Genomic DNA, 13363 nt, shown 5'->3' on the forward strand with positions numbered 1-13363 from the left:
TCCGTGATCGACCTCGGCATTGAGAAGCTGGCGCTCATCGGCGTCGTGGCGCTGATCGTGATCGGGCCGGAGAAGCTGCCGCGCGTTGCACGCACGGTGGGCGCCCTGCTCGGCAAGGCCCAGCGCTACGTGAACGACGTCAAGGCCGAAGTCAACCGTTCGATGGAGCTCGACGAGCTCCGCAAGATGAAGACCACGGTCGAGGACGCGGCGCGCGACGTGGAGCACAGCATCCACACCGGCGCCAGCGAGTTCGAGAAGCAGTTTTCCGGCGCGTCCGGTGACACCCTGTCGGCGCTGGCCGAGCCCGAGCAGGCGGTGCCCGAATACAGGCACCCCCGCAAGAACTGGCGCCTGAAGCAGGGCGCCACGCCGAATTGGTACAAGGCGCGCAACGGCGTGCGTACCAAGGCGCTGTCGGGCGCGGCGCGGGTCGCCCGCTTCCGCCCCCACAAGATCAACTGACGCACCCACGCACGTCCTGCGGCGTTCCCGGGCGCCCCGTGCGCCTGTGTCTTCTCCCACGCTTTCTCCCCTCCCATGGCCGATTCCGACAACAAGAACAAAGAAGAAGACGAGCTGGCGGGCACCGAGCAGCCGTTCGTGCAGCACCTGGTCGAGCTTCGGGACCGGCTGCTGTACTGCGTCTACGGCCTCGTGGTCGCGGGCATCCTGCTGGCGATCTGGCCCGGCCCGAGCGGGCTCATGGACATCATCGCCATGCCGATCCGCGCGCACATGCCGCCGGACGCCAAGCTGATCGCCATCGGCGTGTTCTCGCCGTTCTTCGTGCCGCTCAAGGTGCTGATGATGGCGGCCGTGCTGCTGGCGCTGCCCTGGCTCATGTACCAGGCCTGGATGTTCGTCGCGCCGGGCCTGTACAGCCACGAGAAGCGCTTTGCCCTGCCGCTGATCTTCTTCGGCAGCGTGCTGGCCTACGGCGGCATCGCCTTCGTGCAGCTGTTCGTGCTGGACAAGATGTTCGGCTTCATCCAGAAATTCACCCCTGCGGCGGTGGCGGCCACGCCCGACATCTCGTCGTACGTCGAGGCCATCCTGTCGCTGTACATCGCCTTTGGCGTGGCTTTCCAGGTGCCGATCGTGGTGATGCTGCTGGTGCGCTTCGAGATGGTCACCATCGAGAAGCTGCGCTCGTTCCGCGGCTACTTCATCGTGATCGCCTTCGTGGTGGCCGCGGTGCTCACGCCACCCGACGTGGTGTCGCAGCTCGCGCTGGCGGTGCCGATGTGCCTGCTGTACGAGGTGGGCATCATCGGGGCGCGCTACTTCGCAGGAACGGGCAAGGCGCCCGAGGGTGAAGAAGAGGGCGCGGGTTCGGGGTCTTCCGGCAGTTCCTGATCCGCCGGATCGATCGGCTCCTGCCCCCCCAAACAAAAGCGGCCCTCGGGCCGCTTTTTTGTTGCTGTCTGATCTGCGGCCGGAGCCGCTGTCGTTTCTCGCCTACTCGTTGTTGGGCAACTGCTGCCGGATCGGACTCTTCGGTCGCAGCCCCGGTGTCACGTCCAGTTCCATCTTGTCGGTGCCGCGCTGCAGGGCGAAGCGTGCGGTGTCGCCCGGCTTGAGGCCGGCGACGGCGGTCAGCAGGGCCTGCACGCTGTCGGTCTTCTTCTCGCCCACCGATGTGATCACGTCGCCGGGGCGGATGCCGGCCTTGGCGGCGGGGCCGTTCTGCAGCACGCCGGTGATGATCACGCCCGCGTCGGCCTTCACGCCGAAGGTCTCGGCCAGTTCGGGCGACAGGTCGCTCGGCTCGACGCCGATCCAGCCGCGGCGCACCTGGCCTTCCTTCACGATGCCCTCGAGCACGATCTTGGCCATCGACACCGGAATGGCGAAGCCGATGCCCATGCTGCCGCCCGAGCGCGAGTAGATCGCGGTGTTGATGCCCTGCAGGTTGCCGTTGACGTCGATCAGCGCGCCGCCCGAGTTGCCGGGGTTGATGGCCGCGTCGGTCTGGATGAAGTTCTCGAACTGGTTGATGCCCAGCTGGTTGCGGCCCAGCGCCGAGACGATGCCGCTGGTCACGGTCTGGCCCACGCCGAAGGGGTTGCCGATGGCCAGCACCTGGTCGCCCACCAGCAGCTCGTCGGAGTTGCCCAGCACGATCACCGGCAGCTTGTCGAGCTCGATCTTGAGCACGGCCAGGTCAGTGTCGGGGTCGGTGCCGATCACCTTGCCGCGTGCGTGGCGGCTGTCGTTCAGGGTGACTTCGATTTCGTCGGCGCCCTCGACCACGTGGTTGTTGGTGAGGATGTAGCCGTCGGTGCTGACGATCACGCCGCTGCCCAGGCCCACCTGGGGCTGGTCGGCCTGGTCGCCGAAGAAGAAGCGGAACCAGGGGTCGTTGCTGCGCGGGTGGCGCTGCGCGGCCTTGCTGGTGTTGATGCTCACGACCGCCGGCGAGGCCTTCTTGGCCGCCGCGCTCAGGCTGCCCGCGGCGGGCACGGCCGGCGCGCCGCTGGGCGCTTCCACGATGGACACCACGCCGCCCAGCGAGGTCGAGCGCTTGTGGATCCACTCGGGCTTGAGCGTCGCGACGACGAAATAGGCCGCCAGCAGGACGGTCACGGCTTGGGCAAAGAGCAGCCAGGTGCGTTTCATGAAAGCTTGAAGAAAGAGCGTTGGAAAAGCGCTGAAAGACGGCGCCGGTTGCAATTGTCCCTCAACCGGCCTGGCGCCATAGACCGCGCGGCAGGGTCGAGATTGCGCGGCCTGCGGGGCGTGAATACGGGCTAACCCTTAGTATCGGCAGGCGATCCGACCCGGATCGCCCCCTCAGGCCTTCCGCGCCGCCCACCCGGCGGACGCGGCCAGGCGATTCCTTCGTCGGCGTGCCACGCTCTGCCCCTATCCGGTTCAAGGCAGGCGAGCGGCCACGATACCCCTGCTGCCATGACCTCAGAAGCTACCTACACGGACGGCGCCACGCCCGCTCCGGCGCGCACGCTCGATGCGCGCGACTACAAGACCCTGGCCCTGTCCGCACTCGGCGGCACGCTCGAGTTCTACGACTTCGTCATCTACGTCTTCTTCGCGACCGTGCTGGGCGCGCTGTTCTTCCCCGCCGACATGCCCGACTGGCTGCGCCAGCTGCAGACCTTCGGCATCTTCGCGGCGGGCTACCTCGCGCGGCCCGTGGGCGGGATCGTCATCGCGCACTTCGGCGACCTGCTGGGGCGCAAGCGCATGTTCACGCTGTCGATCTTCCTGATGGCGGCGCCCACGCTGGTGATCGGCCTGCTGCCCACCTACGCGAGCATCGGCGTCGCGGCGCCCCTGCTGCTGCTGGCGATGCGCGTGCTGCAGGGCGCAGCCATCGGCGGCGAGATGCCCGGTGCCTGGGTGTTCGTCGGCGAGCACGTGCCGGCGAAGCGCTACGGCTTCGGCATAGGCACGCTGACCTCGGGCATCACCGGCGGCATCCTGCTGGGCTCGCTGGTGGCCGTGGCCATCAACCGCCACTACTCGCCGGAGCAGGTGAACGACTTCGCCTGGCGCATCCCCTTCATCCTAGGCGGCGTGTTCGGGCTGTTCTCGGTCTACCTGCGCCGCTTCCTGCACGAGACGCCGGTCTTCAAGGAACTGGCCGGCCGCAAGACGGTCGCCCGCGAGCTGCCGCTGCGCACCGTGCTGCGCGAGCACCGCCTGGCGAGCGTGTACGTGGGGCTGCAGACCTGGGTGCTGTCGGCCGCGATCGTGGTGGTGGTGCTGTACACGCCCACCTACCTGCAGAAGGTGCACCACATTCCGGCGGCGCTGGCGCTCGAGGCCAACGCGCTCGCCACGCTGACCCTGACCATCGGCTGCGTGATCGTCGGCTGGGCCAGCGACCGCATCGGCACGCGCGCCGTGATGCTCATCGGCTGGGGCGGCCTCTTTGCCACCGCCTACCTGTTCTACACCGGGCTGCCCGGCACGCCGGCCACGCTGTTCTGGCACTACGGGCTGGTGGGCCTCTTCGTGGGCACCATCGCCACGGTGCCGATCGCGGGCGTGCGGGCATTTCCGGCGCCGGTGCGCTTCACGGGGCTTTCGTTCGCCTACAACATGTCTTATGCCGTCTTCGGCGGCCTGACGCCGGTGATCCTCACGCTCTGGCTGCAGCACGACACCATGGCGCCGGCGCACTACGTCGCCGCGCTAGCGGCGCTGGGCTTCCTGCTGGCCCTGTGGCCCCTGGCCGCACGCGGCCACCCGATGCGCGATGGCGCGCCGGCCGCGGGGAGCGCGACAATGTCGCGATGAGCACCACACGCCACGAACTGCTTCACGCATTCGACCTGCTGCTGGCCCCCGGGCGTTTCAAGGATTACGGACCCAACGGCCTGCAGGTCGAAGGGCGCACCGTGGTCCGCAAGATCGTCTCGGGCGTGACCGCCAGCCGCGCGCTGATCGAGGCCGCGATCCACGCCGAGGCCGATGCCATCTTCGTCCACCACGGCCTGTTCTGGCGCGGCCAGGATGGCTGCGTCACCGGCTGGATGAAGCAGCGCCTGGGCCTGCTGCTGGGTGACGACGTCAACCTCTTCGCCTACCACCTGCCGCTCGACGCGCACCCTGAGTTGGGTAACAACGCGCAACTCGGTCTGCAGCTGGGGCTCGTGGCGCACCCGGGGTCGGCAGGGCGCTTCGGCGAGCAGGAACTGGGCTTCCTGGGCGCGCGCGAGAACGGCGAAAACTTCGTCAGCGCGAAAGCCCTGGCGACCCATGCCGAGAAGGTGCTGAAGCGGCCCGTCACGCTGGTCGACACGGCCCACCGCCCGATCAAGAACATCGCGTGGTGCACGGGCGGCGCCCAGGGCTACTTCGAGGCCGCCATTGCGGCTGGCGCCGATGCTTTCATCACCGGCGAGATTTCCGAGCCGCAGGCGCACTACGCCCGCGAGCTGGGCGTGGCCTTCCTGGCCTGCGGCCACCACGCCACCGAGCGCTACGGCGCGCAGGCTGTGGCGGCCCATGTGGCGGCGCAGCTCGGGCTGAAGCACGAATTCATCGACATCGACAACCCCGCATGAAGGCGCCGATCGCGATCACGCTCGGCGACCCGGCCGGCATCGGCCCCGAGATCATTGCCAAGGCCTTCCGCGACGCGCCCGATGCCGTGCGCGGTGTGTTCGTGGCCGGCGACGTCGGCACGCTGCGAAAAGCCTCGCAGGCGCTCGCGGCGCCGGGGCGGCTGGCATGGCCCATCGTGGAGATCGTGAGCGTCGCTGAAGTGGCGGCCGTGCCGCCGGGGTGCATCCCGGTGCTGCAGGTGATCGCGCCGCCGAAAGGCATCGTGCAGGGGCAGATCAGCGCAGAGGCCGGCCGCGCGGCCGGCGACTGCGTGGTGTGGGCCGCGCGGGCTGCGTTGCGCGGCGAGATCTCGGCCCTTGTCACCGCGCCACTGCACAAGGAAGCGCTGGCCGCGGCCGGCTTTCCGTACCCCGGCCACACCGAGCTGCTGCAGGCCGAGGCCGCCGCCCACCTGGGCCGCACCGTGGCCGACGTGCCCGTGCGCATGATGCTGGCCAACGACGAGCTGCGCACCGTGCTCGTGAGCATCCACATGTCGCTGCGCGACGCCATCGAGGCCGTGCGCTTCGACGGCGTGCTGGACACGCTGCGCATCACCCATCGCGCCTTGACCCACGCGCTCGGCCGGCCGCCGCGCATCGGCGTGGCCGGGCTCAACCCGCACGCGGGCGAGGGCGGCCTGTTCGGCTCGGAAGAGCGCACCGTCATCGCGCCGGCCATCGAGGCCGCACGCGCCGAGGGCATCGATGCCCAGGGGCCTCATGCACCCGACACCGTCTTCATGCGCGCGCGCGCCAAGGCCGGCGTGCCGTCCAGCGGCGAGTTCGACGTGGTGATCGCGATGTACCACGACCAGGGCCTGATCCCGGTCAAGTACCTCGGGGTGGAGAAGGGCGTGAACGTGACGCTCGGGCTGCCGCTGGTGCGCACCAGCCCGGATCACGGCACGGCGTTCGACATTGCGGGCCAGGGCGTGGCCGATGCCTCTAGCCTCGTCGAGGCGTTGCGCATGGCGCGAACGCTGGCCGGCGCCTGAGCGCGCGGCCGGAAAGAAAGACTCAGGGGCGCTTCAGGCTGTCGCGGATTTCGCGCAGCAGCGTGATGTCTTCCGGCGTGGCGGCCGGCGCCGCGGGGGCGGCCTCTTCGGTCTTGCGCAGCTTGTTGATCTGCTTGACCATGATGAAGATGATGAAGGCGAGGATCACGAAATTGACAGCAATCGTGATGAAGTTGCCATACGCCAGCACCGGCACGCCGGCCTTCTTCAGCTCCGCCAGCGTGTTCGTCACGCCCGGCGGCACCGTGCCCAGGATCACGTAGAGGTTCGAGAAGTCGAGCTTCCCGAACACCATGCCCACGAGCGGCATGATGATGTCGGCCACGAGCGAGTCGACGATCTTGCCGAACGCCGCCCCGATGATCACGCCGACGGCGAGGTCGATGACGTTGCCCTTGACGGCAAACTCCTTGAATTCACTGAGGATGCTCATGATTCAGAAAGGGTGCTGAAGACCTGCTGTTGAAAGGGGTGCCAGTATGCCTGTGGAAGCGGGAGGGCAAGACGGCGGCACGGCGGGTGATGCTGGATTGCAACTGAGGCATGACCGCTGGCGGCTCTTGCCTGGAACGGACGGAGGGTACCCAGTCTCCGTAGCCAAACCTTGCCGACTACGCTTTGGAACGTCTTGTTTCCAATTTCGCGGGATGGGTAGAACCGGTCGGATACGTCGTGTTTTGCTCTCGAAAAGAAGGCAAAACGGCGCAGTGCGGGCATTCCGGAAGCATCCTGGAACGCAGGCAAAGCCCCATTGACAGTGCACTGCACTGGTACGATGAGAGGGGAGCAGTAGGGAGCGGCCGCGCGAAATCGACCTTCAAGACTTCTGTCTGTCAGAGCGCATTCGCCCTGGGTGCGCCAGATTCTTGCGTGACCCCGCGATGAATTCTGCACCTTTGTTGCCTGAATTTGCCAGTTTCAGCGCGACTATAGCTGTTCAAATTTTTACATAAATGGTGCCGCGTAGTGGCGGCGATCACAAGTGTCTGAAAAAGAAGCGCGATACAAGAGAGCGGATGTGCGAGCCTCGCATGCCTCCGGGAATTGCCGTTCTTTCGCCGCTTCGTTGTTGATACGACTGACTGACTTTCAAGGGACCTGAATTGAGAAGAAATGCGAAAGCCCTCGCGTGGGTAGCGCTTGCCGGCGTGGTGTTGCTCCAGGGCTGTGCCGTGGTGCCCGGCATGGGTTCGGTGGAGCCTTACGAAGCAGGCGGCGAGTTGCCGTCGCAGTTCCGCTACCTTCCTGACGAAGCGCCTGAGGGCGAAATCACTCCGATCTCGCTGGCGCTGGTGCGCACGCTGGCGGAGGTGTCGCCGAAGGGGGTGCCGCCTGAGGTGCAGGCGCTGTTTGGCAAGGGGGCGCGCTACACCATCGGGTCGGGCGACGTGGTGGGGGTGATCGTGTATGACCACCCTGAGCTGCTGCCCAACGCGGGTGCCGTGATTTCGCAATCGGCCGACCCGACTGGTGTGCAGGTGGCGCCAGGCTTCATCGTCGATGCGGATGGTGAGATTGCCTTTCCCTACATCGGTCGCGTGCGCGTGGCAGGCTTGAGCGAAGGCGATGCGTCCGACCTGATCGGCAAGCTGCTGCGGCCGCATGTTCGCGATCCGCAAGTGACGGTGCGCATCCAGTCCTTCAGAAGCCGGCGCGCCTATTTGGAGGGCGAACTGCGCACCCCGGGCTCGCAGATCTTTACCGACGTGCCTATGACACTGAGCGAGGCGATCAACCGCGCTGGCGGGATGACGTCGAACGCCAACCAGTCGGCCATCACCCTCATCCGCGATGGTCGTTCGGTTCCGATCGACATGACCCGGCTGCGCGAAGCGGGCTACGACGGGAACAGCATTCCCCTGAAGAACGGTGACACCGTTCGTGTGGCGCACCGGGAGGACTCCAAGGTTTTCGTCATGGGTGAAATCATGGCGCCTGTCGCCCTGTCCATGCGCAGCAACGGTCGCTTGAGCTTGAGCGAGGCTTTGGGCGAGGCGGGGGGGCCGATGACATCCACCGCCAACGCCGGCCAGATCTACGTGATTCGCCAAGGAGCGACTGGCGCACCGGCCATCTTCCACCTGAATGCCAAGAACCCAGCGACGATGGCATTGGCGAGCCAGTTCCGGTTGCAATCGCACGATGTCGTGTATGTCGATCCTGTGCCGCTGGTCAAGTGGAACCGCGTGGTCAGCTTGATCCTGCCATCCGCTACGGTGGTCAACAACGCGAGCGAGGTCTACGTCAGGCATCGCTAAACGAGTTTGGACCAAGGCCGAGTTCTCGGGGTTCGCATCACGAGTCTGCCGGCTTTGAAGTCAGCGGCCGCGAAAGCGGTGCGGCGGCATGGCTCTTATCAGGGTCTGTCGCCAATTTTTTGTCTCCGGTGTTTTCAACATGCAAGTCATTCAACCAACTCAACCCATCGCGATCATCGGTCTCGGCTACGTGGGCCTTCCTCTTGCAGTGGAGTTCGGCAAGAAGCGCCAGGCGATCGGCTTCGACATCAATGTCAAACGCATCGCAGAGTTGCAAGGGGGGCATGACCGTACCCTGGAAACGACGAGTGAGGAGTTGAAGGCGGCCGCCCAACTGGCGTTCACCTCTCATGCCGATGACCTCCGCGATTGCTCCGTGTTCATCGTGACCGTCCCCACGCCGATTGACAACGCGAATCGGCCCGATTTGACGCCATTGATCAGGGCCAGCGAAACCGTTGGAAAGGTGATGCGAGAAGGTGCCATCGTGATTTTCGAGTCGACGGTGTATCCCGGCGCCACCGAGGAGGTGTGTGTTCCGGTTCTCGAAAAATTCAGCGGCAAGAAGTTCAATGTGGATTTCTTCTGCGGTTACAGCCCCGAGCGCATCAACCCCGGTGACAAGGAGCACCGCCTGCCCAGTATCAAGAAGGTGACCAGCGGCAGCACACCGGAAGTAGCCGAGGTCGTCGATCACTTGTACCAACAGATCATCACCGCTGGTACCCACAAGGCCAGCAGCATCAAGGTCGCCGAAGCCGCCAAGGTGATCGAGAACACACAGCGGGACGTGAATATTGCGCTGATGAATGAGCTGAGCCTCATTTTTCACCGGCTTGGCATCGACACGCTCGAAGTGCTGGAAGCAGCCGGCACCAAATGGAATTTCCTGCCCTTTCGACCGGGGCTGGTGGGTGGGCACTGTATCGGCGTGGACCCGTACTACCTTACCCACAAGGCGGTCGAGGTCGGCTATCACCCCGAGGTGATCTTGGCCGGTCGCCGCATCAACGACAACATGGCGAGCCACGTCGCGGACGAAGTCATCAAACTGATGCTGCGTAAGAACGTGCCGGTCTTGGGTAGCAAAGTGCTGGTGCTGGGGCTGACCTTCAAGGAAAACTGCCCGGACGTGCGTAACACCAAGGTGGTGGACATCGTGCGGACCTTGAAAGGCTACAACACGCAGGTCGACGTGTTTGATCCATGGATCGACGTGGCCGAGGCCGAGCATGAGTACGGCCTGCGGTGCCTGTCCGAGATGCCTGTCGCCGGACAATACGCCGCCATCGTTCTGGCCGTGGGCCATCATCAGTTCGTGGCACTGGGTGAAGCGGGCATCAAGGCGCTGGGCCAACCCAATGTCGTGCTATTCGATGTGAAAAGTCTGTTGCCCCTGGGCGCTGCAGACGGTCGGCTGTGAGCGGGGTAGACATCGTGAATCAACCCAGTCTTGTCCCATCAGCCTACGACCGACTTCGCGCTCGTCTGGTAACAGAGTCCCAGACGTGGCTCATTACCGGCGTGGCTGGCTTCATTGGCAGCAACCTGCTTGAGAATTTGCTCAAGCTGAACCAACGCGTAGTGGGTCTCGACAACTTCGCTACCGGCCACCAGCGCAACCTGGCCGAGGTTCAAGCTCTGGTCACACCCGGGCAATGGGCTAATTTTCATTTCATTGAGGGTGACATCCGCAACCTTGACGATTGCAAGCATGCGATGGTCTTTCCACAGGCTGACGTGTCGTCGGGTGAGCGCGGAGAACCGGTGGCGTACGTTCTTCATCAAGCCGCCCTTGGCAGCGTCCCGCGAAGCCTGGCTGACCCTATCACCACCAATGGCACCAACATCAGTGGCTTCCTGAACATGCTGGTGGCTGCGCGCGATGCCGGCGTGAAGAGTTTTACGTATGCCGCCAGCAGCAGCACCTATGGGGACCATCCGGGGCTACCGAAGGTCGAACACACCATCGGCCAGCCCCTCAGCCCTTATGCCGTCACCAAGTACGTCAATGAACTCTATGCCGACGTGTTCTCCCGTTGCTACGGTTTCAACAGCATTGGGCTGCGCTACTTCAATGTGTTCGGTAAACGTCAGAGCCCCAATGGTGCCTATGCTGCCGTTGTTCCCAAATGGGCGGCGGCCTTACTGAAAGGCGAGTCCGTTTTTATCAATGGTGACGGCGAAACCAGCCGAGATTTTTGTTATGTGGCCAACGCTATTCAAGCCAACTTGCTTGCGGCGACCACTGAAAATCTGGAAGCCGTAAACCAGATCTACAACGTCGCTGTTGGCGATCGCACAACGCTTGATACATTGTTTGCCCTGCTTCGCGATGGGTTGGTTCCTCATGGGGTGGGACCTACTGTCGAGCCGGTGCATCGCGACTTTAGAGCAGGCGATGTGCGCCACAGCCAGGCTGACATCGGAAAGGCCCAGCGGCTGTTGGGGTATGCCCCGACGCATCGAATAGCCGAAGGCATAGGCGAAGCCCTTGATTGGTACGTCAGGAATTCAAGGTAGCCAACTTCAATGCGCTTGTCTCACATTGGCTGGAATCTGGCCGGCTTGTCACTGCCGCTCTTGGTGGCAGCAGTCACGGTACCGCATCTCATCAGCACGCTTGGGCATGAACGGTTTGGGCTGCTTGCCCTCGCCTGGGGACTGATTGGATATGCAGGAGCGCTCGACCTGGGTATTGGCCGAGCTGTGACTCAGATGGTATCTCGCCTGCGAGGGGAGGGCGATTTGAGTTCGGTCCCGACGGTGCTGGCAACCGCTCGTCGCATTACTTTGGTAGCAGGGCTGATAGGTAGCGTCGCGATCGCAGTCGTCGCGTTGTGCGGCGGCGCGACATGGGTGGAAGCGGCAACGGTGCCGCGCACTGAAGTCAGAAATGCGATGTTCTTGTTGGCTATTGCGCTGCCTGCGCAGGCCATGAGTGCTACTTACCGAGGCCTAAATGAGGCCTTTCTGAATTTCAAGGGAATTAGCCTGATTCGCGTTGCGCTAGGTATTGTCAATTTCGGCGGGCCATTTCTCGTGATGCATTTCACGGTCGAGCTCCCGTGGCTGGTGGCAACCTTGGTTATCAGTCGATTATTGGCGCTCTTTGTGTTTCAAAAATTAGCATACTCGTGCTTCGAAGATTGGCCGCCCTTGAAGCGTCGTGCCAGCTATTCAGCGCTGGTTGCGAAAGCTCTCTTTTCTTTTGGCGGTTGGATCGCGGTCAGTAGTGTCGTCAGTCCCGTGTTGGTTCAGGCCGATAGATTCTTGATTGGAGCCGTTCTTTCTGCTGCGGCGGTCAGTGCATATGTTTTGCCTTATGAGGTTGTTGTTCAAAGCCTCATTCTGGTTGGCGCCATTTCTTCTGTGATTTTCCCGTCGCTCACGAAAATGATGCATGAAGAGTCCGACGATTGGCTGCATTATTTTCGAAAATGGCTCTTGATCGTGGGAGGTATGATGTTGTTGGTGTGCAGTGCGCTCGCCCTGGGTTTGCCTTTTGTCTTGCGGCAATGGATTGGGGATAGCTTGCAGTCCAAGTCAATCTTGATTGGCCAGATTCTTTGCGTGGGCGTTTTTTCAAATGCTATTGGCTCAATGTTTTATGCCCTATTGCACGCGAGAGGGCGTGCCGATTTGACGGCAAAACTGCATATTGTCGAACTACCAATTTTCTTGATTGCACTATTCTTCTTGCTTCATCGATACGGAATTGAAGGTGCTGCTTGGGCCTGGGTGGGGAGAATGGTGTTCGATGCCATGATTTTAATTTGGTGTTCGAGAGTAACTCGTGCTTGAACTATTGTTGCTTCTGAATTTCGTGGGCCTTTTCTTTTCTTCGCAAAAGAAAATGGGCTTTGCAAATCCATTTCAAATATATTTTCTTGTTTGGTTTTTCTTGATTTTTGGGTTCTATCTGTCGCGCGATAGTTTTATCCCGGTGGCGTCCGAATTTTTGTTGTTGGTGCTCACTGCAAAGGCAGTTGCGCTGTTGCTTTTGGTCGCAATTTACATGAATGCCTCGCGAGCAATAGAGGTTGGAGTTTTCAAACGGGCGCCTCAGCCTAGGGCGCGCCGCCTTTGGTTGGCCCAGTTATTGGTCATTCTTGCAATTCCATTTGTATACCAGCGGGCCGTTTTTTTGGCTGGCGGCGATGACATCTTTAGTGTGCTTGGGTACATAAGGCTCAGATCCGCAATGACGGAGGATGGGGAGAGCTTTGGAGTCCTTTCATACTTTTCTATATTGGCTATCGTTGTTGCCTCTATTTCAGTCGCTTCCTATTCTGAGCGAGGAATTCGATTTTTTCGTTTGAGCTTGTCGATATTGGTGTGCTTGTTTTACGCTTATATATCGACTGCAAGAACCTTTGTGTTGTTTCTATTTTTGCTATTGTTTTTCCCGTTGGTGCTAACGGGTGTGATTCGATTTAAGGGGATATTGATTGCCACTTTTTTAATGGTGTGCGCATTTGTTTTTGTGGCGGCAATGACTGCCAAGGGAGTTTCGGTTGAGGCAGGCGCTACCGATAACGCGAGTTCTTTTGCTGAAAATTTACGGGGATACACCATTGCTCCTTTCTTGGCATTCTCACGGCTGGTGAGTAGCCCGCCCGCTGCGGATTGGGGGCTCAATGCGTTTCGATTGGTGTTCACAGTGCTTAATACGCTTGGGGTGACTGATCAACCTCCTCTGGCACTCATTCGAGGATATGAGTTTGTGCCCGATCCAACTAACGTGTATACGGTGTACGAAACCTATTTTCGTGACTTTCTATTCCCGGGTGTTTTTATTCCGCCAATGTTTTTAATTGGGCATTGGTGGCTCTACAAGAAAGCCAAGGGGTTAGGCGGGAAGTGGATTTATTACTATTCGGCGTCCATGTATCCGTTGGCAATGCAGTTTTTTCAAGATCAATATTTTTCTTTGCTTGCGATGTGGATTCAAATTGGATTTTGGTATTGGTTGCTGTTAAGCCCGGGGCAAAGGCTCAACAAGGAATAA

12 protein-coding genes are annotated in these 13363 nt (G+C 61.8%); 10 read left to right on the plus strand and 2 right to left on the minus strand.

What is annotated here, in order from left to right:
• Positions 1-3 precede the first annotated feature (3 nt).
• A complete protein-coding gene (tatB, locus tag AC07OX_RS27590; protein ID WP_062471652.1) occupies positions 4-465 on the plus strand; it encodes a Sec-independent protein translocase protein TatB in 462 nt (153 codons plus the stop codon).
• A 75-nt stretch (positions 466-540) separates the two neighbouring features.
• Positions 541-1359 (plus strand): twin-arginine translocase subunit TatC, encoded by an 819-nt coding sequence (gene tatC / locus AC07OX_RS27595; RefSeq protein WP_070059920.1) that lies wholly within the window; start codon positions 541-543, stop codon positions 1357-1359.
• Between the two features lie 102 nt (positions 1360-1461).
• On the opposite strand, the gene AC07OX_RS27600 is transcribed toward tatC, so the two are convergent.
• Positions 1462-2622, minus strand: coding sequence for a S1C family serine protease (locus tag AC07OX_RS27600; protein ID WP_062473641.1), 1161 nt, complete (start codon positions 2620-2622; stop codon positions 1462-1464).
• 291 nt (positions 2623-2913) lie between these two features.
• Here AC07OX_RS27600 and AC07OX_RS27605 point away from each other — a divergent pair, with 291 nt between their 5' ends.
• From AC07OX_RS27605 to pdxA, 3 genes are read left to right on the plus strand one after another with little or no spacing between them, the layout of a single operon-like run.
• Complete coding sequence (locus tag AC07OX_RS27605; RefSeq protein WP_070059916.1) at positions 2914-4266, plus strand: MFS transporter; 1353 nt, start codon at positions 2914-2916, stop codon at positions 4264-4266.
• Positions 4263-5036: a Nif3-like dinuclear metal center hexameric protein gene (locus tag AC07OX_RS27610; protein WP_495262613.1), complete on the plus strand. Its 774-nt coding sequence runs from the start codon at positions 4263-4265 to the stop codon at positions 5034-5036. Before AC07OX_RS27605 ends, AC07OX_RS27610 begins: the two co-directional genes overlap by 4 nt.
• A complete protein-coding gene (gene pdxA, locus AC07OX_RS27615) occupies positions 5033-6073 on the plus strand; it encodes a 4-hydroxythreonine-4-phosphate dehydrogenase PdxA (RefSeq protein ID WP_495262612.1) in 1041 nt (346 codons plus the stop codon). The genes AC07OX_RS27610 and pdxA overlap by 4 nt, the downstream gene beginning before the upstream one ends.
• A gap of 22 nt (positions 6074-6095) precedes the next feature.
• Here pdxA and mscL read toward each other — a convergent pair whose 3' ends face one another.
• On the minus strand, positions 6096-6527 hold the full coding sequence (gene mscL / locus AC07OX_RS27620) for a large conductance mechanosensitive channel protein MscL (protein ID WP_062473649.1): 432 nt from the start codon (positions 6525-6527) through the stop codon (positions 6096-6098).
• Positions 6528-7278: 751 nt separating this feature from the next.
• On the opposite strand from mscL, the gene AC07OX_RS27625 reads away from it, so the two are divergent.
• The 5 genes from AC07OX_RS27625 (at position 7279) to AC07OX_RS27645 (ending at position 13363) form a co-directional block, all read left to right on the plus strand.
• Positions 7279-8352: a polysaccharide biosynthesis/export family protein gene (locus AC07OX_RS27625; protein ID WP_495262680.1), complete on the plus strand. Its 1074-nt coding sequence runs from the start codon at positions 7279-7281 to the stop codon at positions 8350-8352.
• Positions 8353-8491: 139 nt separating this feature from the next.
• Positions 8492-9775: a Vi polysaccharide biosynthesis UDP-N-acetylglucosamine C-6 dehydrogenase TviB gene (gene tviB / locus AC07OX_RS27630; protein WP_495262611.1), complete on the plus strand. Its 1284-nt coding sequence runs from the start codon at positions 8492-8494 to the stop codon at positions 9773-9775.
• Between the two features lie 14 nt (positions 9776-9789).
• Positions 9790-10875, plus strand: coding sequence for an NAD-dependent epimerase/dehydratase family protein (locus AC07OX_RS27635; RefSeq protein ID WP_495262610.1), 1086 nt, complete (start codon positions 9790-9792; stop codon positions 10873-10875).
• A 9-nt stretch (positions 10876-10884) separates the two neighbouring features.
• A complete protein-coding gene (locus AC07OX_RS27640; RefSeq protein ID WP_495262609.1) occupies positions 10885-12156 on the plus strand; it encodes an oligosaccharide flippase family protein in 1272 nt (423 codons plus the stop codon).
• Positions 12149-13363: an O-antigen polymerase gene (locus AC07OX_RS27645; protein WP_495262608.1), complete on the plus strand. Its 1215-nt coding sequence runs from the start codon at positions 12149-12151 to the stop codon at positions 13361-13363. Before AC07OX_RS27640 ends, AC07OX_RS27645 begins: the two co-directional genes overlap by 8 nt.

This window comes from Variovorax sp. GW821-FHT09D07 (genome assembly GCF_059416345.1).